This is a genomic window from Arthrobacter sp. AB6 (assembly GCF_031844545.1).
In the GTDB taxonomy this organism is placed as follows: Bacteria; Actinomycetota; Actinomycetes; order Actinomycetales; family Micrococcaceae; genus Arthrobacter.
On sequence record NZ_JAUZVL010000008.1, the window covers coordinates 41,103 to 66,320 of the forward strand.

The window sequence follows — 25,218 nt, forward strand, 5'->3', positions numbered from 1 at the left end:
CCATAAACTGAAGCCATGACCATTGGCCGGCACAGCGCTGTTGAACTTGACCCTTCACTTGACGACTACCAGCTTGCAGCCGCCTTGGTGCGCGAAGCCGGCCAATTGGCGCTTCTCATGCGGATGGCAGGCCTGCAGTCACAGCAGAAGACTTCCATCTCGGACGTCGTGACGGCGGCCGACCATGCAGCGGAAGCCTATGTCCTGGAGCAGCTCCAGCGCTGCCGGCCGCAGGACGGAATCCTGGGTGAGGAAGGCGCGTCGGTGCAGGGCAGCAGCGGCCGGACCTGGGTGATTGATCCCGTGGACGGCACCTACAACTTCCTGCACGGGTCCACCTACTGGTGCTCGGCCATCGCCCTGAAAGACCAGTCGGGCGTGGTGCTGGGCGCCATCTTCCAGCCGGAGGAGGACAAGCTCTGGCTGGGGGGACGGTCGCACCCCGCCACCCTGAACGGCGAACAGCTGACGGTTTTCCACGACAACAGGGGAGAGCGGAACGCGGCCGCCGTTGCCGAGCTTGGGGCGGCCACCTATATCCATCCCAGCTGGCTGATGGACCCCCTCTGCGCCATGCCCTGGCATGCGGCCGCAACGTCGGCCGCCGCACTGCGGATGCTCGGCTCCGGCTCCTGCGACCTGGGCCGGGTGGCGGATGGGCAGATCGGTTGCTGGTTCCAGCACAGCTGCCCGGAATGGGACTGGCTGCCCGGCAAGGCGATTGTGCGGGCCGCCGGTGGTGCTGTGGACACCGTGCGCGTGAACGGGCTGGAATGGTTCATGGCAGGAGGCACGACGGCGGTACGCGAGTTGCGTGCCGCCCTTGAGTCAGGTTCGGTGGCCTAGGGTCCTGCCAGCCCATGCACGGCACGCACCCTCAGCGCTATGTGGATAAAGCCCGTAATCCACAGCCTGGACCTGGGTGTCGGCCCCACCGCCTAGACTTGTAGGCACCATGGATATGTTGTTTGACCCGTACTCTGACGGACCGTTCAAGGCCGCTTCCGCAGCGGCTTCCCGCACCAAGTCGCGCCCTGACGGCGCTACGGCGGCTGGTCCTGGCGGTTCTGCGCCCTGGGAGAACCGGCCAGGTGCGGGCCTTGCGGGCAGCAATCACGGGCCTGGTGCTCAGCACGGGGAGGGGCATCGCCACGGCGATCGCAGGCCGGACGCAGCCCAGCTCCTGGAGGGGTTGAACCCGCAGCAGGAAGAAGCGGTCAAACACGTCGGGCCCTCCCTGCTGATCGTGGCCGGCGCCGGTTCGGGCAAGACCCGTGTGCTTAGCAACAGGATCGCCTACCTGATCGCCACCGGACGTGCCCACCACGGAGAAATCCTGGCCATCACCTTCACGAACAAGGCCGCGGCGGAAATGCGGGAACGCATCGAAAAGCTCGTGGGCGGACGTGCCAAGATCATGTGGATTTCCACTTTCCATTCATCCTGCGTCCGCATCCTTCGGCAAGAGGCGGCCAACGTTGGCCTCAAGTCGAACTTCTCCATCTACGACTCCGCGGACTCGCTCCGGCTCATCACGCAGGTATCCAAAGCCCTGGACCTGGATCCCAAGAAGTTCGCGCCCAAGGCCATCCAGCACAAGATTTCCGCCTTGAAGAACGAACTCATCGATGCTGACTCGTACGCCTCTGCGGCGAACTACAACGATCCTTTCGAGCAGGCCGTAGCCGACGTCTTCAAGGGCTATACCCAGCGGCTGCGCCAGGCGAACGCCATGGACTTTGACGATCTCATCGCGGAGACCGTCTACATGTTCCGGGCTTTCCCCGCACTTGCTGAGTCCTACCGCCGCCGGTTCAGGCATGTGCTTGTGGACGAATACCAGGACACCAACCATGCCCAGTACGCCCTGGTCCGGGAAATCGTGGGGGAAGGTCCGGGCGCGTCAGAGCTGACGGTCGTGGGTGATTCCGATCAGTCCATCTACGCATTCCGTGGCGCCGACATCCGCAACATCGTGGAATTCGAAAAGGACTATCCCGAGGCCCGGACCATCAAGCTGGAGCAGAATTACCGTTCCACCCAGAACATTCTCAGCGCAGCGAACTCGGTCATCTCAAGGAATCCGAACCGTCCCGAGAAGCGGCTGTGGACTGCCGAGGGGGACGGCCACAAGATCATCGGTTACGTGGGCGAGAACGAGCACGATGAAGCCCAGTTCATTGCCAAGGAGATCGACCGGCTCCAGGACGAAGACAACCTCCGTCCCGGCGATGTCGCCATTTTCTACCGCACCAATGCCCAGTCCCGCTCCATCGAAGACGTTCTGGTCCGCGTGGGCCTGCCCTACAAGGTGGTGGGCGGCACGCGCTTTTACGAGCGCAAGGAGATCAAGGACGCCCTCGCCTACCTGCGCGTCCTGGTCAACCCGGACGACGACGTCAACCTCCGCCGGGTGCTTAACGAACCAAAAAGGGGCATCGGCGACCGGGCCGAGGGCGCTGTAGCGGCACTGGCCCAGCGCGAGCGGACCTCCTTTATGGACGCTGCACGCCGTGCCGACCAGGCTCCGGGAATGGCGACCCGGTCCGTGAACGCCGTCCTCGGTTTCGTGAAGCTGCTGGATGACCTCGCCGAGGTGGCTGCCGGGTCCGGCGCCGCGGCGGCGTTGGAGGCTGTCCTGGAGCAGACCGGCTACCTTGCCGCGCTGCGTTCCAGTACTGACCCGCAGGACGAGTCGCGGGTGGAAAACCTGGCGGAACTCGTCGCCGTCGTCCGTGAGTACGAACAGGAGAACCCGGAAGGGTCGTTGGCCGCCTTCCTGGAGCAGGTCTCGCTGGTGGCAGACGCAGACCAGATCCCTGACGCGCCCGGAGCAGACATTGATGCCGCCGTGGCGGAAGCCAAACGGCTGGGCGTAGTCACACTGATGACACTCCACACCGCGAAGGGCCTCGAGTTCCCGGTGGTGTTCCTGACCGGCATGGAACACGGACTGTTCCCGCACCAACGCTCAGCCACGGACCCCAAGGAACTGGCCGAGGAACGCCGGCTTGCCTATGTAGGCCTTACCCGCGCCCGGAAGCGGCTTTATGTCACCCGGTCCGAGGTCCGCAGCATGTGGGGGCAGAGCCAGTACAACCCTGCCAGCCAGTTCCTCGAGGAGATTCCCGCCGAACTCCTGGAGTGGAAGCGGGAAGGAACCAGCAGGCAGGGCGGCTGGGGGAGCAGCGGTTCCATTGGTTCCGGCCGCTACAGCGGATCCTTCTGGGGTGCAGGGACTGCGCGCGGCGCGTCGGCTGATGCCTCTGCGGGTTTCAATGCCGATGTTCCCGCCGCTATCGCGCGGAACAGGGTACAACCGCAAAAAGAGATTGTTGCAGTCAACGTTGGGGACAAGGTCAACCACACGAGCTTCGGCAACGGAACCGTCCTGGCGCTCGAGGGAGCGGGGGACAAGACAGTGGCCAAGGTGAAGTTCGACGTCGGCGAGAAGCGGCTGCTGCTGCGCTACGCGCCGCTGACCAAGCTCGACGCCTGACCCATGAGGCGGACGGTTGGGGGGATGCTCGCCGCCCTTTTCCTGCTGGGTGCCACAGGGTGCGCGGTGACGGTGGAAGACCGCGGGTATGTAGCACCGCCGCCGCTGCCACCAATGGAACAGCTGGCGCAGGGAGCGCTGGCTGACCCGGAGGACTACTCCGGCGGAGCTGATGGCGTTGTCTCGTTCCTCACGGAAGACCGAACCGTGGCATGTTCCCTCACGGCCGCCCGCGGGCCGCACATCAACCTTCCTTATGAGCAGAACAGCTTCAGCGACAGCGAAAACAACAAACTGGCCATTGTGCCGGTGGCCCACTGCGAACTGTCCAGGTACCCCGCGCCGCAATCCGAAGACGTGGCAGACGACTGTGCGGGCACGAACCTCGGCTACCTGGGCGGGGTTGCCCTGCTGACGCCTGACGCCGCAAGGTACGGCGAGTGCCGTTCCGGCGTCACACAAATGGAGGCAGCGTACGGCCCCCGGGGCAGCAAGGCAGGACCGCTGGCGCAGCTGCCTGTCCTTGCGGACGGGAAAATCCTCGAACATAACGGGCTGCGCTGCTCTGCCTACAACGGCGGTGTAGCGTGCGGAAACGTGTCCGCAGGGGTCGGATTCTTCGTGTCGCCGGATCATTACGAACTGATCGCAGGACCAGCCGCAGGCGCCCCGCCGGCGACCGCAGGGGCCTCAAAAACCCCGTAATTCCGCGGTTTTTCTACGCTTCATAGAATAGTGTCCTTACTCACATAAGGGGTAGTCTGGGACGGGCCGGTCCCTTCAAAGGACTAGAGTTCCCAATGGAGCATCACGCCGCGTGGCTCGTTTCCAACAGGCCGCCGGTGCGTGCAATTCCGCAGCCCGGTCATCGTCTTGCGATGGTGTCCGACTGTACAGAAACTACTTCGACGTAGAAGGACACTAAACCGTGGACCTGTTTGAATACCAGGCGCGCGATATGTTCGAGGCGCACGGTGTACCCGTGCTTGCCGGCATCGTGGCGTACACCCCAGAAGAAGCAAAGGCAGCTGCCGAGAAGATCGGCGGCGTTACTGTCGTTAAAGCACAGGTCAAGGTTGGCGGCCGCGGCAAGGCCGGCGGCGTCAAGGTGGCAAAGTCCGCGGATGAGGCACTTGAACACGCCACCAACATCCTGGGCATGGACATCAAGGGCCACACTGTCAACAAGGTGATGATTGCCCAGGGCGCGGACATTGCCGAGGAATACTACTTCTCCGTCCTGCTGGACCGGGCCAACCGCAACTACCTGGCCATGTGCTCGGTTGAGGGCGGCATGGAAATCGAGCAGCTCGCCGTCGAACGCCCCGAGGCGCTCGCCAAGATCGCCATCGATCCCGCCGTGGGCATCGACCAGGCCAAGGCCGACGAGATCGTCGCGGCCGCCGGCTTCGCTGAGGAACTCCGTGGCAAGGTCGCCGCAGTGATCCTCAAGCTCTGGGACGTCTTCAAGAAGGAAGACGCCACCCTGGTGGAGGTCAACCCGCTCGTCAAGACCGGCGCAGGCGAGATCGTGGCCCTCGACGGCAAGGTCTCGCTGGACGAGAACGCCGAGTTCCGCCACGCAAAGCACGCCCTCCTCGCGGACAAGGATGAGGCTGACCCGCTTGAGGCCAAGGCAAAGGCGCAGGACCTCAACTACGTCAAGCTGGACGGCGAAGTGGGTATCATCGGCAACGGCGCAGGCCTTGTGATGTCCACGCTGGACGTCGTCGCCTACGCCGGTGAAAACCACGGCAACGTGAAGCCTGCCAACTTCCTGGACATCGGTGGTGGAGCATCCGCAGAGGTCATGGCCGCCGGCCTGGACGTCATCCTCGGCGATGAGCAGGTCAAATCCGTCTTCGTGAACGTCTTCGGCGGCATCACCGCCTGTGACGCTGTAGCCAAGGGCATCGTTGGTGCACTGGCCGAACTGGGCCACTCCGCGAACAAGCCGCTGGTAGTCCGCCTTGACGGCAACAACGTTGAGGAAGGCCGCCGCATCCTGGTCGAGGCGAACCACCCGCTGGTTACCCTGGCCGCAACCATGGACGAGGGCGCCGACAAGGCAGCCGAGCTCGCCAACGCAGCTAAGTAAAGGGACGCACCATGTCTATCTATCTGAACAAGGACTCCAAGGTCATCGTCCAGGGCATCACCGGCGGCGAAGGCACCAAGCACACCGCCCTGATGCTCAAGGCCGGCACCAACATTGTTGGCGGCGTCAACGCCCGCAAGGCCGGCACCACGGTCCTGCACGGTGAGAAGGAAATCAACGTCTACGGCACCGTCAAGGAAGCCATGGCGGAAACAGGCGCCGACGTTTCCATCGTCTTCGTGCCGCCGGCATTCACCAAGAACGCCGTTGTAGAAGCGATCGAGGCCGGCATCGGCCTGGTCGTCGTGATCACCGAAGGCGTGCCGGTCCAGGACTCTGCCGAGTTCTGGGCGCTGGCCCAGTCCAAGGTTGACGCGGACGGCAACCAGGTCACCCGCATCATCGGACCGAACTGCCCCGGCATCATCACCCCCGGCGAGGCACTGGTCGGCATTACCCCGGCCAACATCACGGGCAAGGGTCCCATCGGCCTGGTTTCCAAGTCCGGAACCCTGACCTACCAGATGATGTACGAACTGCGCGACCTCGGCTTCTCCACCGCCATCGGCATCGGCGGCGACCCCATCATCGGCACCACGCACATTGATGCCCTGGCCGCATTCGAGGCTGACCCCGAGACCAAGGCGATCGTGATGATCGGCGAAATCGGCGGCGACGCCGAAGAGCGCGCGGCTGACTTCATCAAGGCCAACGTCACCAAGCCTGTTGTCGGCTACGTGGCCGGCTTCACCGCTCCCGAGGGCAAGACCATGGGCCACGCCGGCGCCATCGTCTCCGGTTCCGCCGGAACCGCCCAGGCCAAGAAGGAAGCCCTTGAGGCCGCTGGCGTGAAGGTCGGCAAGACGCCGTCCGAAACCGCCAAGCTGCTGCGCGAAGTCTACGCAGCGCTCTAACTCCTGGTAACAAACAAGGCGGGGTCACTCCCGGCCCGATCCATCCCCTGGATTGGGCGCGGAGTGACCCCGCGTTGCTGTTTAACGCACGACGGCGGAAGGTCACCTTTCCAGGCGAAAGGTGACCTCCCGTCGTCGTACTTTTGGCCCGTCAGACCTTGGCGCCGCTGAGGAGTTCGTCCAGCCGCTCGTAGCCCTCGCTCATGCCGCCTTCCATTCCGGACTGGGCCATCCCGTCGCGCGCCTCCTGGCTTGGGTAGACGGAGTGGCCCCGCAGGCGGCACCGTCCATTGCCGAGGTCCTCGAAGGTCATGAATTCCAGGCTCACCACGTCCGGGTAGCCGCCGAACTCAAAGGTCTGGATGGCGAATTCGTTCTCGCGGACCGTGTGGAAGATGCCCCTGAACTCGTAGGGCACCCCTTCGGGGCCGGTGTGCAGGTAGCTGTAGCTGCCGCCGGTCCGGAAATCGTAGTGGCCGATCTCCATCTTGTAGCCCCGCGGGCCCAGCCACTGGACGATCAGGTCCGGTTCCTTGTGGGCCCGGAAGACGTCCGCTACAGGGAAATCAAACTCGCGCTCGTAGTCGATGAAGGGGACGCCCTCAGGAACGCTGAGTTTCAGGGAATTACTCATGATGACTCCTTGGAGATGGATCGCTGCTGGCCGCAGCATGTGATCTAAGTACGGCGTCGAGGCTCCGGAACTGCCCTTCGCGGACCAGCCTGTACTGGTCGATCCAGGCTGTCAGCGCCTCAAGCCGCGCCGGGTTCAGGTGGACGGGCCGGCGCTGCGCATCCCTGGTCCGGGTGACCAGTCCCGCCTGCTCGAGTACCTGGATATGTTTTGAGACCGCCTGCTTGGAGATCTCAAACGGTTCCGCCAATTCGTTCACGGTGGCCGGGCCCCGGCTGAGCCGGGCGATGATGCTCCGCCGCACGGGATCGGCCAAGGCCATGAAGGCCGAGTCCAAGGCTGCGCTTTCGGAGTTCATCAGGGCCCTTCCTTGCTCAACCTTTTGTTTTATCAACCTTTAGGTTGTTTAAGCCTACGCCTACTCAGGCGCTCGCACAAGCACCGCAGCTCTTGCCCTAGCTCGACGAACTTTGTTAGTATGTCAGTACAAACTTGCATAAGGAGAGACCGTTGCCACTCGTTCGTATCGATGTAAACCAGGGCCGCAGCCAGGAAGACCTGCAGCAGTTGAGCAGGGGAATCCACGACGCCATCCTTGCCGAATACGGCATTCCGGAGCGCGATTACTTCCACATCCTCACCGAGCATCCCGCCGGGCAGATCTTTGCCCAGGATGCCGGACTCGGTTTTGAGCGGACAAGCGGTGTGGTGATGATCCAGATCTTCACCCAGGGCGGACGGTCGCAGGAGGCAAAGCAGCGGCTCTTTGCTGCCGTGGCGGACAAGCTCGCCGAGGTGGGGATCGCTGGCGAGGACGTGTTCATTGGCTACGTGGAGAACACTGCCGGCGACTGGTCCTTCGGCTTTGGCCGCGCCCAGTATGTTACCGGCGAGCTTGCCGTACCCCGGAAATAGGCCGCCGACTTCGACCCGCAGGGACCCTTCCAGGCCTCCTGCGGGAGCCTAAAACCGCCGGTATGGCAAGTTGTAAACATGTCAGTACAAACCTTTGACAGGACATTAATTCTAGGGCAAAGTAGTGGGTGTGACCCCGCTCATGGAGGGGCCAGTCAGGCACCGGAGCTCTAGCTGTTTGAGGTACAGAGTTCAAACTAGAAAGGTCCGCAAATACCGTGACCCACGAACTGCTCACCATCGGGCGCATCAGCGTTGATATCTACCCGAATGACATTGGGGTGGACCTGGAAGACGTGACGTCCTTCGGCAAGTACCTCGGCGGATCGCCGTCGAACGTTGCGGTAGCAGCCGCCCGGCATGGCCGCCGGACCGGCGTGATTACCCGCACCGGTGACGACGCTTTCGGCAAGTACCTCCACCGGGAACTGAAGAAGTTCAACGTTGACGATACCTTCGTCACCCCGGTCAGGGAATGGCCCACGGCGGTGACGTTCTGTGCGATCAAGCCGGCCACGGACGAGTTCCCGCTCTACTTTTACGGGCGTTTCCCTACTGCCCCGGATCTGCAGATCAAGGCCGAAGAGCTTGACCTGGACGCCATCCGCGACGCGCGGATCTTCTGGTCCACGGTGACGGGCCTGTGCCAGGAGCCGAGCCGAAGCGCGCACATTGCCGCTCATGAGGCCCGCCCGCACGCCGGGCTCAAGGACGGCCAGTTCACCATCCTGGACCTGGACTACCGGCCCATGTTCTGGGCCTCCGAAGAGGAAGCCCGGGAACAGGTCGGCCGTATCCTGCCGCACGTGACCGTGGCCATTGGCAACGACAAGGAATGCGCGGTGGCCGTTGGGGAGGGGACGCCTGATGAGCAGGCTGACCGCCTCCTGGCAGCCGGCGTTGAGATTGCCGTCGTGAAGCTTGGCGCCGAAGGCGTCATGGCGAAGACCCGCACCGAGCGTGTTGTCTCCGCACCGGTACCGGTGGAAACGGTCAACGGCCTTGGCGCCGGCGATTCCTTCGGTGGAGCCTTCTGCCACGGCCTGCTCTCAGGCTGGCCGCTGGCCCAGGTCCTGGACTACGCCAACGCTGCCGGCGCGATCGTCGCCTCCCGCCTTTCCTGCGCCGACGCGATGCCGACGCCGGAGGAAGTCACCTCGCTGCTTGCCGAACGCGGCCGCCTGGTTCCTGGTCAGTTTGCCACCGAAGGAGCAGCACTGTGACCCTCACGCCCCTCGCCTCGAACAATGCCCTGGACGACGACCCCCGCCGCTACGCCCACCTGAGCACCATCCGGCTTGAAGACCCGGACGCCATAGCCCGGGCCGCGAAGGCACGGCGCCGCCACCCCGGCCTGAAATACGGCAAGCAAAACTTCATTGTGGCTGCGGACCACCCCGCACGCGGCGCCCTTGCCGTCGGTTCGGATCCCGTGGCCATGGCAGACCGCCGGCAGTTGCTGGACCGGCTGCAAATTGCACTGGCCAACCCGGACGTGGACGGCGTGCTTGCCTCGCCGGATATCATGGACGACCTGCTGCTGCTCGGCGCGCTTGAGGGCAAGCTGGTTTTCGGCTCGATGAACCGCGGCGGGCTCGCGGGCCTGGTCAACGAATTCGATGACCGCTTCACCGGCCACACGGCAGCAGCTCTTGAGGCCCTTGGTGCCGATGGCGGCAAGATGCTGACGCGCATCTGCCTCGGGGACCCGGACACGGTTGTCACTCTCGAAGCAACAGCCAAGGCTATTGATTCGCTTGCCGAGCGTAAGCTGATCGCCATGGTGGAGCCCTTCCTGTCGGTCCGGGAAAACGGCCGCGTCCGGAACGACCTCTCAACGGACGCCGTGATCAAGTCAATCGCCATCGCTGAGGGCTTGGGCTCCACGAGCGCCTACACGTGGATGAAGCTTCCCGTCGTTGCGAACATGGAACGGGTCATGGCGGCCACCACCATGCCCACTGTCCTGCTGGGCGGGGACCCGGACAGCAGCCAGGACGAGGTTTTCGCAAGCTGGCAGGCAGCCCTCGCGCTGCCCGGGGTGCAGGGCCTTACCGTTGGCAGGACACTCCTGTACCCGGCCGACGGCGATGTTGCCGGGGCCGTAGCCACCGCCGCCTCGCTGCTGAACCACACCACCCCAAACCGAACCGAAGAAGTATCGGAGTAGCCTCCCCATGGGAACAACATCAGGAACTGCAACCCGCAGAATGACGGTCGCCCAGGCCGTGGTGGAATACCTTTCCAGGCAGTACACCGTGGACACGGTCGGGGGAGTGGATTACCGTGAGCGGCTGATCCCGGGAACCTTCGGCATCTTCGGGCACGGGAACGTGGCCGGTGTGGGCCAGGCGCTGAAGCAGTACCAGCAGCTGGATCCGGCCATCATGCCGTACTACCAGGGCCGGAACGAGCAGGCCCAGGTGCATCAGGCCGTGGGCTATGCCCGGCACACCCGCCGCCGCCAGACGTTCGCGATCAGCACGTCCATCGGTCCTGGTTCCTCGAACCTGCTGACCGGTGCCGCTTTGGCGACGACCAACCGTTTGCCGGTGCTGCTGCTGCCCAGCGACACCTTTGCCACCCGCGCCGCGGATCCCGTGCTGCAGCAGCTGGAGCAGCCGTACGCCTACGACATCACCGTGAACGATTCGTTCCGGCCGCTGTCCAAGTTCTTTGACCGGGTGACCCGGCCGGAGCAGTTGTTCTCCGCGTTCCACCACGGCCTGCGCGTCCTGACGGACCCGGCTGAGACCGGTGCAGTGACCATTTCGCTGCCGCAGGATGTTCAGGCCGAGGCCTTCGACGTCCCTGCCGAGTTCCTGGCCGAACGCGAGTGGCGGATCCGCCGCCCGGACGCGGACGACGACGACATCGCCCGCGCCGCAGCGGCGATCCGTGCCGCGAAGCGCCCGCTGATCATCGCCGGCGGCGGCGTCCTGTACGCCTACGCCAACGACGAACTCGCGAAGTTCGTCGAACTGACGGGCATCCCGGTGGGCAACACGCAGGCCGGCGTCGGCGTCCTGCCCTGGGACCACACGTTCTCCCTGGGGGCGATTGGCTCCACGGGCACGACGGCGGCGAACGCCATCGCTGCCGAGGCGGACCTGATCATCGGCATCGGCACCCGCTACGAGGACTTCACCACCGCGTCCCGCACAGCTTTCCAGAACCCGGACGTACAGTTCATCAACATCAACGTCGCCCCGATCGACGCGTACAAGCACGGCACCACGCTGCCGATCGTCGCCGACGCCCGTAAGGCACTGGTGAAGCTCAACGCAGCTTTGGGCGGGTACCGCGTGGGCGCGGACCTGGAACAGAAAATCGAGGCCGAGAAGAAGCGCTGGGACACCACCGTGGACGCCGCGTTCAACACCCGCTACACCCCGCTGCCGGCGCAGAACGAGATCATCGGCGCCACGTCCCGGGCCATGGACGCCCAGGATGTTGTCATCTGCGCGGCCGGTTCCCTGCCCGGTGACCTGCACAAGATGTGGCGCGTCCGCGACCCCTTCGGCTACCACGTCGAGTACGCGTACTCCTGCATGGGCTACGAAATCCCGGGCGGCCTCGGCGTCAAGCGCGCCGCGCTGGCCGAAGCCGCCAACGGCGGAACCCAGCGCGACGTCGTCGTAATGGTGGGGGACGGCTCCTACCTGATGATGCACACCGAACTGGTCACCGCCGTCGCCGAACGGATCAAGCTGATCGTGGTCCTGATCCAGAACCACGGCTACGCCTCCATCGGCTCGCTCTCGGAAATGCTCGGCTCACAGCGGTTCGGCACCCAGTACCGGGCGCTGAACGAGGAACAGCACAGCTTCGACGACGGCGAGACCCTGCCCGTGGACCTGGCCCTGAACGCCGAGTCCCTGGGCGTGAAGGTCATCCGGATCGAACCGGGGGAGAAGGTCATTGCCGAACTCGAGCAGGCCATCCGCGACGCGAAGGCCGCCCCCGAACGCGGCGGGCCCATCCTGATCCACGTCGAATCCGACCCGCTGCTGGACGCTCCGTCCTCCGAGTCTTGGTGGGACGTGCCCGTCTCCCAGGTTTCCGAACTGGACTCGACGAAAGCGGCATACCAGACCTACTCCGACCACAAAGCCCGCCAGCGCAAACTGCTCGGCTGACACCCCACCCCGCACAGCCACAGACCAAGGAAGTCCACACATGTCAACGACGACCACCACTGTCATCAACCACTTCATCAACGGCGCCGAAAGCGCCGGTGAGGGCGACCGCACCACCAACGTCTACAACCCGGCCACCGGCCAGGTCAGTGCAGAGCTGCGCCTGGCGAACCGGGCGGACCTGGACGCAACGGTTGCCGCAGCCCGCAAGGCCGCCGACACCTGGGGCGATATCTCCCTGGCCAAGCGCACCGCCGTGCTGTTCAAGTTCCGCGAGCTGGTCGCAGCCCACGTGGACGACCTCGCTGCCCTGATCACTGCGGAGCACGGCAAGGTTCTTTCCGACGCCAAGGGCGAGATCGGCCGCGGCCTTGAGGTCATCGAATACGCCTGCGGGATTCCCACCCTGCTCAAGGGCGACTACTCCGACCAGGTCTCCACCGGCATCGACGTCTTCAACTTCCGCGAACCCCTCGGTGTGGTCGCAGGCATCACCCCGTTCAACTTCCCGGTCATGGTGCCGCTGTGGATGGCCCCGATGGCCATCGCCACCGGCAACGCCTTCATCCTCAAGCCCTCCGAACGCGACCCCTCCGCCTCGATGCTGCTGGCCAAGCTCTGGAAGCAGGCCGGCCTGCCCGACGGCGTGTTCCAGGTCCTGCACGGTGACAAGGAAACCGTGGACGGTCTCCTGACCCACCCGGACGTGGACGGCATCTCCTTCGTCGGCTCCACCCCGATCGCCCAGTACGTCCACGAGACCGCCACCAAGCACGGCAAGCGTGTCCAGGCACTGGGCGGGGCGAAGAACCACGCCATCATCATGCCCGACGCCGACCTGGACAACGCCGCGGACCACCTCGCCGCCGCCGCTTTCGGCTCCGCCGGGGAACGCTGCATGGCCATCTCGGTCGCCGTCGCCGTCGGGGAAGCCGCAGACCTGATCGTCAAGAAGGTCGAAGAACGCGCCCTGGCCGTGAAGGTCAACAACGGCACCGCCCCCGACGCCGAAATGGGCCCGGTCATCACCCCCGCCTCCAAGGAACGCATCGTCCGGATCGTCACCGAAGCCGAACAGGCCGGCGCCGCGATGGTCGTTGACGGCCGCGACCTCGTGGTCCCCGGCCACGAGGACGGCTTCTGGGTCGGCCCCACCGTCATCGACCACGTCAAGACCGAGATGACCGCCTACACCGAGGAAATCTTCGGACCGGTCCTCGTTGTGGTCCGCGTTGACAGCCTGGAGGACGGCATCGCGCTGATCAACGCCAACCCGTACGGCAACGGCACCGCCATCTTCACCTCCTCCGGCGCCGCAGCCCGCAAGTTCCAACGCTCCGTGACCGTCGGCATGATCGGCATCAACGTGCCCCTGCCCGTACCGGTGGCCTACCACTCCTTCGGCGGCTGGAAAGCATCCCTCTTCGGCGACAAGCACATCTACGGCCCCGAAGGCGTCTCCTTCTACACCCGCGGTAAGGTCATCACCTCCCGCTGGCCCGAACCCACGGCCGCTTCGGGCGCCTCCTACAACTTTCCCTCCCACGCGGACGATCACGCTGTACGGCACGACGGAATCGCGGAAGGACTCCCCGACGAGCTGGCTCACGGAGAAGACGCCGTTCCAGGCCGGGCCGACGACGCCACTGAAGGCCGCGGACGGCGCGACTGACCCCTTCGACCTACGCCATCCCGGCTGAGCACCCCGACAACAGAAAGACAACGCTGTCATGACTGACAACAAACTGATCATCGGCACGGCGCCGGACTCCTGGGGCGTCTGGTTCCCGGATGACCCCAAGCAGACGCCGTGGGAACGGTTCCTCGATGAGGTTGCCGAGTCCGGCTACAAGTGGATCGAACTGGGCCCTTACGGCTACCTCCCCACCGACCCCGCACGGCTGGCCGAGGAGCTCAAGCAGCGCGACCTTAAGGTGTGCGCCGGCACGGTCTTCACAGCCTTCCACCGCGGCTTGGACCAGTGGGAAACCGCCTGGGAGCCGGCCCGCAAAGTTGCCGAGCTGACCGCCGCGATGGGCGGCGAACACATCGTGGTCATTCCCGCCATGTGGCGCGACGACGTCACCGGCGAAGCCGTCGAAAGCGGCACGCTGAGCGAGAAGGCGTGGAGCGACCTCTTCGACGGCCACAACCGCCTGGGCAAAACCCTCCTGGAGGACTTCGGCCTGAAGCAGCAGTTCCACTCCCACGCCGACTCACATGTGGGTGCGCAGGAAGACATCGAGCACCTCCTGGCTGCAACCGATCCGCAGTATTTGAACCTTTGCCTGGATACGGGCCATGCCGAGTACTGCGGCGCATCAAGCCTGGAGCTCATCAAGAACTACCCGGACCGGATCGGCTACCTGCACCTGAAGCAGATCAACCCGGAGATCCTTAAGAAGGTCAACGAGGAAAACATGACCTGGGCTGCCGCCAACCTGGCAGGCGTTATGACCGAGCCGCCGAACGGCCTGCCGGACCTGCGCGCCGTCATCGAAGCGGTGGAGGGCCTCAACCGCCCCATCTTCGGCATCGTGGAGCAGGACATGTACCCGGTGGCCTTCGACGTGCCCATGCCGATCGCCAAGCGCACCCGCAACTACCTGCTGTCCTGCGGTTCCCGAACCACCGTCAATTGACACAAGACAGCCCGCATCCGTTACAGACACAGAAGGACGAAACAATGACTCAAAACCTCCGCGTCGCCGTCATCGGCGCCGGACGCATGGGCGCCGACCACATCCAGCGGCTTAACACCCGCATCCACGGAGCCGAGGTGGCCGCCGTCGTCGACGTTGACCTGGCCCGCGCACAGGCAGCCATTGAAGGCATCCCGGGCGCTGTTGCCCTTGCCGACGCCGAGGAAGCGCTCAACAACGGCGACGTCAACGCAGTACTCATTGCCACCCCGGGCTTCCTGCACGAGGACATCCTGCTCAAGGCCATTGCCAAGGACATCCCCATCCTCTGCGAGAAGCCGCTGACCCCGGACGCCGAGTCCTCCTGGAAGATCGTCCAGGCCGAGGTTGCACTGGGCCACAAGCGCATCCAGGTGGGCTTCATGCGCCGCTTCGACGCCGAGTACGCGGCACTGGGTGGAATCATCCGGAACGGTGAACTGGGCGAGCTGCTGATGCTGCACCACCAGCACCGCAACCCCACCACGCCGGCCGGCTTCACCAACGAGATGCTGATCAACGACTCCGTTGTGCACGAGTTCGACGCCATCCGGTACTTCACCGGTGAAGAAATCACCAGCGTCCAGGTCCGCCTGGGCAAGGCGACCAGGAACGCGCCCGCAGGCCAGCACGACCCCCAGCACGTCCTGCTGGAGACCGAGTCAGGTGTCCTGGCCGACGTCGAAATCTACGTCAACGCCAAGTTCGGCTATGAAGTGGCCACGCAGGCGTCCTTCGAAGAGGGCATCGTCAGCATCGGCGGGGACAAGGGACCCTACACCCGCAGCGCAGGCCACTGGGGCGGCAACGTCACGCCCGGCTTCGAGGAGCGCTTCGGTGCGGCATACGACGTCGAAATCCAGTCATGGGTGGACGCGGCACTTAAGGGCGGGATCGGCGGTCCCACGGCCTGGGACGGTTACGCCACCGCAGCCTGCTGCGAAGCAGGTGTCGAGGCACAGAAGAACGGTGAGAAGGTCGCCGTGAAGCTTGCCCCCAAGCCAGACCTCTACAGCTAGCCCCATCCTGACTGATCCACAACGGAGTGTTCTTTCGTGAAAATCGCACTTGACCCTACGCCCTTCCACCACTCGCACAGCCTGCTCGAATTCCCAAAGGTGGTGGCGGACCTCGGCTACAAGTACATGCAGATGACCCCGCACGCGGACTTCATCCCCTTCTACAACCACCCCAAGGCCGATGACGAACTCGTGGGTCAGCTCAGCAAGGCCTGCCGGGACGCGGGGATTGAGATCGCGTCCGTGCTGCCCGTGCTCCGCTGGTCCGGCCCGGACGAGGATGCCCGCGAAGCAGCAGTCCGCTACTGGAAGCGGGTCATCCAGATCACGGTGGACCTCGGCGTCGGCACCATCAACACGGAGTTCAGCGGAAGGCCGGAGAAGGCCGAGGAGTCCGAGCGGGCCTTCTACCGTTCCATGGAGGAGCTCCTGCCGATCATTGAACGCGAGGGCCTCGACCTTCTGATCGACCCGCACCCGGACGACTTCGTGGAGGAAGGCCTGGCAGCGATCCGGGTGATCAGGGGGCTGAACTCGAAGAACGTGGGCCTGGTCTACGTGGCCTCGCACAGCTTCCACATGCAGAACGCACCGCTGGACATCATGCGGGCAGCGGGGGACAAGCTGCGCCTGGTCCATGTTGCCGACACCATGAACCACCATGCCTCGCACGGGCTGCGGTACATCACCAATCCGCCGGGCAACCCCGTCCGCGTGCACCAGCACCTGAAGATCGGTGACGGCGACGTCATCTGGGACGAATTCTTCGGCGGGCTGAAGGAAATTGGATTCCTGGACCGGGAGGACACCGTGATGGTGTCGAGCGTTTTTGCGGAGGACGAGAAGGCTGATGAGGTTTCCCGGTACCAGCTGGAGACGATGAAGGCCTACATCGCCAAGACGAAGTAGTGGATGCGCGGATGGAACACAGCAAAGGAATCTTAACGGAGTCCGAATCCCCGGAAGTGGCCATCGGCCGGGGAGCGCCCCCGAAGGTCACTCAATCCGATCCGAGAAAGTTCATGCGGAAGGTGGCCCTGTTCTCCACCTTCGGCGGCTTGCTTTTTGGCTACGACACCGGAGTCATCAACGGCGCCCTCCCATTTATGCAGCGCGACCTTGGCCTTACACCGCTGACCGAGGGCCTCGTCACGTCGACGCTGCTCTTCGGGGCTGCCTTCGGAGCCATCAGCGCCGGACGGCTCTCGGACCGCTTCGGCAGGCGCAAAACCATCATGGGGCTGGCGCTGATCTTCGTTGCCGCCACCATCTTCTGCACCATCTCGCCCAGCACTGAACTGCTGATTGCGGCAAGGACCCTGCTGGGGCTCGCAGTGGGCGGCGCGTCGGTAATTGTCCCCGTGTACCTTGCGGAGATGTCGCCGGCGGCCCAGCGTGGCCGCATCGTCACGCAGAACGAACTGATGATCGTCACCGGCCAGTTCCTCGCCTTCACGTTCAATGCAGTGCTGGGCAACGCCTTCCCGGAAGAGGCCAACATATGGCGGTGGATGCTCGTGATCGCTACTTTGCCGGCTGTGGTGCTGTGGTTCGGGATGCTGGTCCTGCCGGAAAGCCCGCGCTGGCTGGCGTCTGCCGGCCGGTTCGGTGCTGTCCTGGAGGTGCTGCGCTCCACCCGCGCTGCCGGGGAGGTGTCGGCGGAGTTCGACGAAGTGCGGCAGGCGGCCCGTGAGGACTACCAGGCCAAACTCGGAACGGTCAAGGACCTTACCGTCCCCTGGATTCGCAGGATCTTCGTGGTGGGTCTCGGCATGGCGATCATCAACCAGATCAGCGGCGTCAATGCGATCATGTACTACGGAACGTCCATCCTGTCTTCATCAGGATTCGGCGACCAGGGCGCCCTGATCGCAAACGTTCTCAACGGCATTACCTCCGTAGTGGCCGTGGTTATAGGCATGTACCTGATGTCGCGTGTGCCCCGTAAACCCATGTTGATTGTGGGACTTTGCGGCACAGCCACATCCCTGCTGGCCATCGCGATGATCTCTCTGGCCCTGCCGGAAAGCACCCTTCGCGGCTACCTGGTATTGCTGTTCATGGTGACGTTCCTGGCCTCTATGCAGGGCTGCATCGGCACCGTGACCTGGCTGACCATGTCCGAGATCTTCCCGATGCACGTCCGCGGTGTCGCTATGGGAATCTGCGTGTTCGTCTTGTGGATGGTCAACTTCCTCATCGGCTTCTTCTTCCCGCAGATGGTTTCGTGGATCGGAGTATCGGCCACCTTCCTCATCTTCGTGGCACTGCAGATCTGCGCGATCGCCTGGGTCAAGCGGATGGTCCCGGAAACCAAGGACAAGTCGCTCGAGGAGCTTGAGCACCTCTTCAAAGAGCGTTCCGGCATAAACGCCTAAACCCCTCGACGCAAGGCACCCTCAGTGCAATAGAAACGCCCGACGCCGGCTGGCGTCCCCGCCAACACCATCGCAGCCGGCGTCCCAGCACAAGTCCTGCGCACCATCATCGACGCCGACCGCACCGGGTGGACACCCTCCTGATCTTCATCGGTCGGATTACAGTCGGTCGGCAGTATCTCCATTGAACTTCGGTTTCCCGAAACCCTGCCCTCCGAAGACACCAGGCACACGCGACGGAGGACCTAAGGCGAATCGCGGCCGTGGCGGGAAAGCCAGCAGGAGGAGCGGCGCGTGTGCGCCACCCCTCCTGCTGTGCGGGTTTGTTGTGCGATCAGGCCGTCGGCTTCAGCGAAGAGGTGAGCGCTGCATCAGCGTCCTTCAACACCTTGGCGGCCACTTCCAGCCCTTCGATGCGGCCGAGTGAAACATCCTCATGCTCGATATTGACCAGCATGTCTGGATCTACCTCGTACAGTGCGCGTAGGAATTCCGTCCAGAAGGCGGTGTCGTGCCCACGGCCCAGGGCCACGAAATCCCACGCAGAGTCCTTGGGCCACTCATTGGCCCACTCGTCACCGCCCAGGTTGGTGCGGTTTTCCCCAGGCGAGAGTCGACGGAAACTGTTGTCGAGCACGCCGTACAGCGCCGCGTTCTCCGTGTTTATCCGGACATCCTTCGCTGCCGCCTGGAACACGAGCGGGCCAAGTTCCCGCACCACGGCAACCGGATCCATCTGCTGCCAGAACAGGTGGGAGGCATCCAGTTCCACGCCAACGTGGGTTGCCCCCGTCAGCTCGATTAGTTTGCGGACATCGGCGGTGTTGAAAACAATATTCTGGGGGTGCAGTTCCAGGGCCACTTTGACATCATGGTCCGCGGCGAGGCGGTCGGTCTCCCTCCAGAACTCCGCTGCCACGCCCCATTGGTAGTCCAACACATCCAGCGCCGCAGAGTTCCAAGCGTTCACGATCCAGTTGGCGACGGTGGCGCCGGGCTCTCCGCCGGGCAGCCCTGACATTGTGACCACCCGGTTCTGCCCAAGGCGGTGCGCGAGGCGAATGGAACGGCGGATGTCTTCGGCATGCTTCTCGCCGATCTCACGCTTGGGATGCAGGGGGTTGCCGTTACAGTTCAGGCCGGCGATTGACACCCCGGTTCCCTCGAAAATCGCCAGGAAGTCATCGCGGGCGGCGTCGCTTTCCAGGATCTGGTCCATGGCGGGCACGTGGACCGCGGGCAGGAACCCGCCGGTGTTGATTTCGATCCCGGTGAGGCCGAGGTCGGCGATGACCTTCAATGCCTCGGGAAGGGGCCGGTCATGCAGGATCGCGTTATAGACACCCAGCTTCACAGCGAGATCTTCTTTCCGTTGTTGAGTGCCGAATCGGTGACGGCGCCGAGCAGTTCCATGTTTCGGACGCCCTCGTCGAAGGTGGCGCAGCGGGGGAGGGACTCTTGTTCGCCCAGGCCGGCAACCTCTTCGAGGAAGGCGCGGGCCTGGTAGCCGAAGGCGTCGTTCTGGCCGAACCCCACCTCCGGCGCGTCCATGGCGAGGCCACCTGCGATGTAGGGGTGACCGGGACCGAGAATGACCTGCCGGTAGCCGTTATCGTGGCCAGAGCCGTCATTGAGGAACAGCTGGATTTCGGAGGGGCGGCGCTGGTCGAACTTGGCGGCGCCGTTTTCACAGAAGACCTCAAACTGAAGGCTGTTCGCGTGGCCGGCGGCAACGCGGGACACTTCGAAGCTTCCCGCGCCCGTGGCGAACTCCGCGTTGAAGGCTGCGTAGTCGTCGTTCTCGACGGCTTCGAAGGTGTCGCTGACGGCAACGTGGTCATGGCCCATCACAGCGGCAAGCGGCAGCGGACGTTTGGTGATGACCGTGCTGAGCTGACCGCCGGAGACAGCCTGGATATCGCCGCAGAGGAACTCGGAGACGTACGCCAAGTGGGATCCGACGTCGGCAAGAGCGCCCGAGCCCGGGCCGCCCTTGTACCGCCAGCTCATGGGGGCGGAGGGGCTGAAGCCGTAGTCGGTCCAGTAGCGGCCGCTGAAGTGCAGGACGTTGCCGAGCACCCCTGTCTGAATCAGGTCCCGAATGTAAGCGATGCCCGGGGTGCGGCGGAACGTGAAGCCGATGCGCGCGATGCTGGACGCGTTGCGCGCCGCCTCGGCCATCGCACGAGCGTCGTCCATGGAATCGCTCAAAGGCTTTTCGCACAGCACGTGCTTGCCGGCCGCGAGCAGACCTTCAACGACCTCACGGTGAAGGGAGTTGGCGATCACTACGCTGACCACGTCGATGTCATCGGCTTCAGCAATTGCCTGCCATGACGTGTCGTTACGCTCGTACCCGAATCGACGGGCGGCCAAGGAACCGAATTCGGCGTTGACGTCGCCGATGGAGACCAGTCGGACCGGAGGAAGGACCGGGCTGTACAGGGCGGACGCCGTACGGTACGCGGCAGCGTGCGCCTTGCCGGCCATGCCTGCGCCGATGACTGCTACACCGAGGCTTTCAGCCATTGATTTCTCCTTTGAAATTCAGCCGCAGCGGGGATCGCCAGCGGCATTTTGTAGCGCTACAATTTTTGCGCTGACCTTGAGCGTAGCCATGTCCATATGTCCTGTCAATTGTTCCCGGGATATTCTCAACCGAGAGATGAAAGGCACTTCCATGACGCATGACCGCCCCAAAAACCGGCGCCCGACGATCTATGACGTGGCAAAGCAGGCGGGAGTCTCGCCATCGCTGGTTTCCCTGGTGCTGCAAAACCCGGTGCGAGTAAGCGAAAAGCGCCGCAATGCCGTGCAAGCGGCGATCTCGGAGCTTGGCTATCGTCCCAGCCGGGCTGCCACGGCGCTGGCCAGCAGCCGGACGAAGAGCATAGGACTTGTCATAGATGACTACCGGAACCTTTGGTTTGTCGATTTGCTGCGGGGCATGGAATCCGTGCTGACGGAGGACGGCTACCGGGTTATGCTGGCCGATTCCCGCCCTGGCGCAAACCGCATCAGTGAGGCGGTGGATGGACTACTGGCCATGCACGTGGACGGGCTGGTGATAGCGGCCGAACCCACTCCATCAATGCTCGCCGGCGCCGGGGTGCCCACCGTCGTTGCAGGTTGGCGCAGCGGCGTGCCTGCGGGGGCTGACCTGATCACAAATGACGACGACGGCGGTGGCGCCATGGCTGCCCAACACCTGCTGGGCCTCGGCCACACCAGGATCGGGCACCTGTCCGGCTCCGGCGGCGCCGCCGACCACCGAAGGGCGGGCTTTGCCGGCCAGTTGCAGGGGGCGGGTCTTGACGTGTGCGTCGTCGGGGAGTCGGGGGGAACTTCGGAGGAGGACGGCTTTTCGTCCGCATCCTGGCTGCTGGACCATCATCCGGAGACCACGGCTATTTTCGCGGCCAACGACACCATGGCCCTCGGTGCCCTCGGCGCCATCAAGATGCGGGGATTGTCCGTCCCGTCCGAAATTTCCGTGATTGGGTATGACAATTCCACGGTGGCGAAGTCCAGGTATGTGGAACTTACTTCCATCGACAACCGAAGTGACCTTGTGGGGATTGATGTGGCTAAGACGTTGCTGGCGCGCATTGAGACAGGGGCTGCCGGAAGCCAGAAGAAGCTCATTGAGCCGGCACTGGTGGTGCGCGGCACCACAGGCCCGCCGGCCCTAATCGCCCCAAAGTAGTTGATTCGTTAAAACATCCTAATGTCAGGACAAACTATTGACATTGGTGAGTCAAGTCACCATGATCTAGGTAGACAGAGTTCCGGAGGCGGCAGAGTGGCAGCCCGGAACCTGGGATCAAAGGAGATTATTGTGGCTAATATTTCTTGGCGTAAGGTGGCTCTGGTTGCGGCGGTAGTGCCGATGCTGGCACTTGCTGCATGTTCGAGCACCGGTGGGAAAACCGAGAACGCAGGCGGCGGCGCCGGCGGAGGCCAAGTGGCCACCACGGACCGAATGAAGGTCGCGCTGATCACCCACGCTGCAGCCGGCGACACGTTCTGGGACATTGTCCGCAAGGGGGCCGAGGAGGCATCCGCTAAAGACAATGTGGAACTGCTCTACACCAGCGACCCTGAGGCCGGACGCCAGGCCCAGCTCGTCCAACAGGCCATTGACCAGAAAGTCGACGGCATCGCCCTTACCCTCGCAACCCCGGATGCCCTCAAGGACGTCCTGAAGAAGGCTACGGACGCCGGCATCCCGGTGGTGAGCCTCAACGCAGGCGAGAGCATCTCGTCGCAGCTCGGCGCATTCACCCACTTCGGTTCCAACGAGAAACTCGCCGGCGAGGCCGTGGGGACCCGGCTGGCCGCCGAGGGCTTCAAGCACCCCGTGTGCGTGATTCAGCAGCAGGGCCATGTTGGCCTGGAAGCACGATGCGCAGGCGTCAAGGCGAAGGTTCCGGGCGCGGAGATCCTGTATGTCGACGGCAAGGACATGACCGCCGTCCAGTCCACCGCCACCGCGAAGCTCCAGGCCGCCAAGGATGCGGACGTCATCATTGGCCTGGGCGCACCGATCACCCTGACGCTGCTCAAGTCCGTCGCGGACGCCGGCAGCTCGTCGAAGGTCGCCAGTTTCGACCTGAACGCAGAGCTAGCGCAGAAGATCGTGGATGGTGACGTGATCTTCACCGTGGACCAACAGCCGTGGCTCCAGGGCTACATGTCCGTTGATTCCCTCTGGCAGGCCAAGCGCGGCGGGTTCAAGCTCGGCGGTGGACAGCCTGTGCTGACCGGCCCGACCATTGTGGACAAGTCCAACGCTTCAAACGTCCTCAAATTCGCCCAGCAGGGCGTCCGCTAGATCCGGGACTCAGGCCGTGCGGCGGCGATCCGCCGCACGGCCTGACCAACAAGGAGTTATTCCTATGGCAAATACAGCAACCCTGCCCCCGGCCCCCGCCTCGGCAGCCGGGCCGCGCGGCGACGAGCGGGTCGGACAACGGAACCCCTTCCAGAAGCTCCTGGGCCGCCCCGAAGTTGGCGCGCTCGTAGGAGCAGTGGTCCTGTTCGTTTTCTTCGCGCTGGTTTCTTCGACCTTCACGCAGCCCAACGCCTTGGCGACCATTCTTTACGGCAGTTCCACCATCGGCATCATGGCCGTGGGTGTGTCGCTGCTGATGATCGGTGGCGAATTCGACCTTTCCACCGGCGTGGCAGTTATCTCATCTGCGCTGACCGCATCCCTTTTCAGCTGGAATTTCTCCATGAACGCATGGGTGGGTGTTGCGTTGGCGCTCGTAGTCTCGCTGGCCATCGGGTTCATCAATGGCTGGATCCTGATCAAGACCAAGCTTCCCAGCTTCATCGTCACCCTCGCGACGTTCCTGATGCTTACCGGCCTGAACCTGGCACTCACCCGCCTCATCGGAGGCAGCGTGTCCTCGCCTTCCATTTCCAAGCTGGACGGCTTCGAATCGGCCCGCGCCGTATTTGCCTCGTCGATCAGCATCGGCGGCGTTGAAGTCAAAATCACCGTGTTCTTCTGGATCATCCTGGTTGCCGTCGCATCGTGGGTACTGCTGCGTACCAAGGTTGGCAACTGGATCTTCGCAGTGGGCGGGAACGCCGACTCGGCACGCGCTGTGGGTGTGCCCGTGACGAAAACCAAGATCGGCCTGTTCATGGCGGTTGGGTTCTGCGGTTGGATCCTTGGCATGCACAACCTGTTCGCCTTCGACGCCGTGCAGTCGGGCGAGGGCGTGGGCAATGAATTCCTCTACATCATTGCCGCAGTGATCGGCGGCTGCCTGCTCACCGGCGGCTACGGATCAGCCGTCGGCGGTGCAATCGGCGCGTTTATCTTTGGCATGGCCAACAAAGGCATCGTCTACGCGCAGTGGAACCCGGACTGGTTCAAGTTCTTCCTCGGCCTGATGCTGCTGCTGGCCACCATCGTCAACCTCATCGTCAAACGCCGCGCGGAACTGAAGTAAGGGGCGAAGAAAATGAACGCCAAAGCCATCGACCAGCAGACCCTGCTCAAGAACGAAAAGGACCCGCTGACGCACACCCCGGTCCATTTGCTCTCCCTGGAAGGTGTGGGGAAGCATTACGGCAACATCATTGCCCTTCGCGATGTCACCATGGCTGTGGACAACGGACGCGTCACCTGTGTCCTGGGGGACAACGGCGCCGGTAAGTCCACGCTGATCAAGATCATCGCCGGACTGCACCAGCACGACGAAGGCTCCCTGTACGTCATGGGCGACGAACGGAAGTTCAGTTCCCCCCGCGATGCCCTCGACGTCGGCATTGCCACGGTCTACCAGGACCTCGCCGTGGTTTCCCTGATGCCGATCTGGCGCAACTTCTTCCTCGGGTCCGAGCTCACCAGCGGATTCGGCCCGTTCAAGAGCCTCGATGTCCAAAAGATGAAGGACATCACCAAGAAAGAGCTCGCCGACATGGGCATCGACCTGCGCGATGTGGAACAGCCCATCGGCCAGCTTTCGGGCGGTGAGCGCCAGTGTGTCGCCATTGCCCGGGCAGTGTACTTCGGAGCCAAGGTCCTGATCCTGGACGAGCCGACGGCGGCTCTGGGCGTCAAGCAGTCGGGCGTAGTTTTGCGCTACATCCTCCAGGCGAGGGACCGGGGCCTCGGGGTCATCTTCATCACCCACAACCCGCACCACGCCTTCCCCGTGGGCGACCGGTTCCTCCTGCTCAAGCGGGGCAAATCCATCGGCTACTACGACAAAAAGGACATCACCCTGGACGAGCTCACCGCCCAGATGGCCGGCGGCGCGGAACTTGCCGAGCTTGCCCACGAGCTCGAACAGCTCGGCGGCCACAGCGACATCGTCAAGGAAGTCCAGGCCGAGGTGGCTGAAGTGACCGAGACGGCGGAGGCAAAGGAAAGCAGCCCGCGGCACGCATAACACCACTGGAGACGGGGGCCCGCCGCGAGA

Annotated in this window: 21 protein-coding genes and 1 pseudogene; 18 read left to right on the plus strand and 4 right to left on the minus strand. The window is 63.8% G+C overall.

The genetic code is table 11. From position 1 onward, the window contains the following. The first annotated feature begins 15 nt into the window (after positions 1 to 15). The 5 genes from Q9R30_RS08670 to sucD all read left to right on the plus strand — a co-directional run bounded on the left by Q9R30_RS08670 (position 16) and on the right by sucD (position 6,511). Complete coding sequence (locus tag Q9R30_RS08670; protein ID WP_104996902.1) at positions 16 to 846, plus strand: inositol monophosphatase family protein; 831 nt, start codon at positions 16 to 18, stop codon at positions 844 to 846. Between the two features lie 109 nt (positions 847 to 955). Continuing rightward, a complete protein-coding gene (gene pcrA / locus Q9R30_RS08675; protein WP_311217341.1) occupies positions 956 to 3,499 on the plus strand; it encodes a DNA helicase PcrA in 2,544 nt (847 codons plus the stop codon). 24 nt (positions 3,500 to 3,523) lie between these two features. Then, positions 3,524 to 4,204: a hypothetical protein gene (locus tag Q9R30_RS08680; protein WP_311217342.1), complete on the plus strand. Its 681-nt coding sequence runs from the start codon at positions 3,524 to 3,526 to the stop codon at positions 4,202 to 4,204. A 223-nt stretch (positions 4,205 to 4,427) separates the two neighbouring features. After that, the gene (gene sucC, locus Q9R30_RS08685; RefSeq protein WP_104996905.1) at positions 4,428 to 5,597 is read left to right on the plus strand and encodes an ADP-forming succinate--CoA ligase subunit beta; all 1,170 of its coding nucleotides are present in this window, start codon (positions 4,428 to 4,430) and stop codon (positions 5,595 to 5,597) included. Positions 5,598 to 5,608: 11 nt separating this feature from the next. Then, positions 5,609 to 6,511 (plus strand): succinate--CoA ligase subunit alpha, encoded by a 903-nt coding sequence (gene sucD / locus Q9R30_RS08690; RefSeq protein WP_104996906.1) that lies wholly within the window; start codon positions 5,609 to 5,611, stop codon positions 6,509 to 6,511. A gap of 151 nt (positions 6,512 to 6,662) precedes the next feature. Here sucD and Q9R30_RS08695 read toward each other — a convergent pair whose 3' ends face one another. Next, a complete protein-coding gene (locus tag Q9R30_RS08695; RefSeq protein ID WP_311217343.1) occupies positions 6,663 to 7,145 on the minus strand; it encodes an SRPBCC family protein in 483 nt (160 codons plus the stop codon). Next, complete coding sequence (locus Q9R30_RS08700) at positions 7,138 to 7,503, minus strand: helix-turn-helix transcriptional regulator (protein WP_104996908.1); 366 nt, start codon at positions 7,501 to 7,503, stop codon at positions 7,138 to 7,140. Before Q9R30_RS08700 ends, Q9R30_RS08695 begins: the two co-directional genes overlap by 8 nt. A gap of 152 nt (positions 7,504 to 7,655) precedes the next feature. On the opposite strand from Q9R30_RS08700, the gene Q9R30_RS08705 reads away from it, so the two are divergent. The 9 genes and pseudogenes from Q9R30_RS08705 (at position 7,656) to Q9R30_RS08745 (ending at position 18,277) form a co-directional block, all read left to right on the plus strand. Beyond that, positions 7,656 to 8,060, plus strand: a complete 405-nt coding sequence (locus Q9R30_RS08705) for a tautomerase family protein (protein ID WP_104996909.1) — start codon at positions 7,656 to 7,658, stop codon at positions 8,058 to 8,060. Positions 8,061 to 8,278: 218 nt separating this feature from the next. Next, positions 8,279 to 9,283, plus strand: coding sequence for a 5-dehydro-2-deoxygluconokinase (gene iolC / locus Q9R30_RS08710; RefSeq protein ID WP_104996910.1), 1,005 nt, complete (start codon positions 8,279 to 8,281; stop codon positions 9,281 to 9,283). Beyond that, the gene (locus Q9R30_RS08715; protein WP_311217344.1) at positions 9,280 to 10,230 is read left to right on the plus strand and encodes a deoxyribose-phosphate aldolase; all 951 of its coding nucleotides are present in this window, start codon (positions 9,280 to 9,282) and stop codon (positions 10,228 to 10,230) included. The genes iolC and Q9R30_RS08715 overlap by 4 nt, the downstream gene beginning before the upstream one ends. Before the next feature lie 40 nt (positions 10,231 to 10,270). Continuing rightward, a complete protein-coding gene (iolD, locus tag Q9R30_RS08720; protein ID WP_311217345.1) occupies positions 10,271 to 12,199 on the plus strand; it encodes a 3D-(3,5/4)-trihydroxycyclohexane-1,2-dione acylhydrolase (decyclizing) in 1,929 nt (642 codons plus the stop codon). 40 nt (positions 12,200 to 12,239) lie between these two features. Continuing rightward, a pseudogene (locus tag Q9R30_RS08725) lies at positions 12,240 to 13,745 on the plus strand (CoA-acylating methylmalonate-semialdehyde dehydrogenase); the annotation flags it as partial. 184 nt (positions 13,746 to 13,929) lie between these two features. After that, on the plus strand, positions 13,930 to 14,841 hold the full coding sequence (locus tag Q9R30_RS08730) for a sugar phosphate isomerase/epimerase (protein WP_311217346.1): 912 nt from the start codon (positions 13,930 to 13,932) through the stop codon (positions 14,839 to 14,841). 44 nt (positions 14,842 to 14,885) lie between these two features. Next, complete coding sequence (locus Q9R30_RS08735) at positions 14,886 to 15,899, plus strand: Gfo/Idh/MocA family protein (RefSeq protein ID WP_104996914.1); 1,014 nt, start codon at positions 14,886 to 14,888, stop codon at positions 15,897 to 15,899. 36 nt (positions 15,900 to 15,935) lie between these two features. After that, entirely contained in the window at positions 15,936 to 16,808 is an 873-nt protein-coding gene (locus tag Q9R30_RS08740) for a sugar phosphate isomerase/epimerase family protein (RefSeq protein WP_311217347.1), read from the plus strand. 11 nt (positions 16,809 to 16,819) lie between these two features. After that, entirely contained in the window at positions 16,820 to 18,277 is a 1,458-nt protein-coding gene (locus Q9R30_RS08745) for a sugar porter family MFS transporter (protein ID WP_311217348.1), read from the plus strand. A gap of 334 nt (positions 18,278 to 18,611) precedes the next feature. Here the strand turns inward: Q9R30_RS08745 and Q9R30_RS08750 are convergent, their stop codons facing one another. After that, entirely contained in the window at positions 18,612 to 19,631 is a 1,020-nt protein-coding gene (locus Q9R30_RS08750; protein WP_104996917.1) for a sugar phosphate isomerase/epimerase, read from the minus strand. After that, complete coding sequence (locus tag Q9R30_RS08755; RefSeq protein WP_311217349.1) at positions 19,628 to 20,806, minus strand: Gfo/Idh/MocA family oxidoreductase; 1,179 nt, start codon at positions 20,804 to 20,806, stop codon at positions 19,628 to 19,630. Before Q9R30_RS08755 ends, Q9R30_RS08750 begins: the two co-directional genes overlap by 4 nt. Positions 20,807 to 20,957: 151 nt before the next feature. Between Q9R30_RS08755 and Q9R30_RS08760 the strand changes: the two genes are divergently transcribed. The 4 genes from Q9R30_RS08760 to Q9R30_RS08775 all read left to right on the plus strand — a co-directional run bounded on the left by Q9R30_RS08760 (position 20,958) and on the right by Q9R30_RS08775 (position 25,188). Continuing rightward, on the plus strand, positions 20,958 to 21,983 hold the full coding sequence (locus Q9R30_RS08760) for a LacI family DNA-binding transcriptional regulator (protein WP_311217350.1): 1,026 nt from the start codon (positions 20,958 to 20,960) through the stop codon (positions 21,981 to 21,983). Positions 21,984 to 22,166: 183 nt separating this feature from the next. After that, positions 22,167 to 23,111, plus strand: coding sequence for a substrate-binding domain-containing protein (locus tag Q9R30_RS08765; RefSeq protein WP_104999622.1), 945 nt, complete (start codon positions 22,167 to 22,169; stop codon positions 23,109 to 23,111). A gap of 64 nt (positions 23,112 to 23,175) precedes the next feature. Further along, the gene (locus Q9R30_RS08770; RefSeq protein WP_104996920.1) at positions 23,176 to 24,243 is read left to right on the plus strand and encodes an ABC transporter permease; all 1,068 of its coding nucleotides are present in this window, start codon (positions 23,176 to 23,178) and stop codon (positions 24,241 to 24,243) included. 12 nt (positions 24,244 to 24,255) lie between these two features. Then, positions 24,256 to 25,188, plus strand: a complete 933-nt coding sequence (locus Q9R30_RS08775) for an ATP-binding cassette domain-containing protein (protein WP_104996921.1) — start codon at positions 24,256 to 24,258, stop codon at positions 25,186 to 25,188. The last annotated feature ends 30 nt before the right edge of the window (positions 25,189 to 25,218 follow it).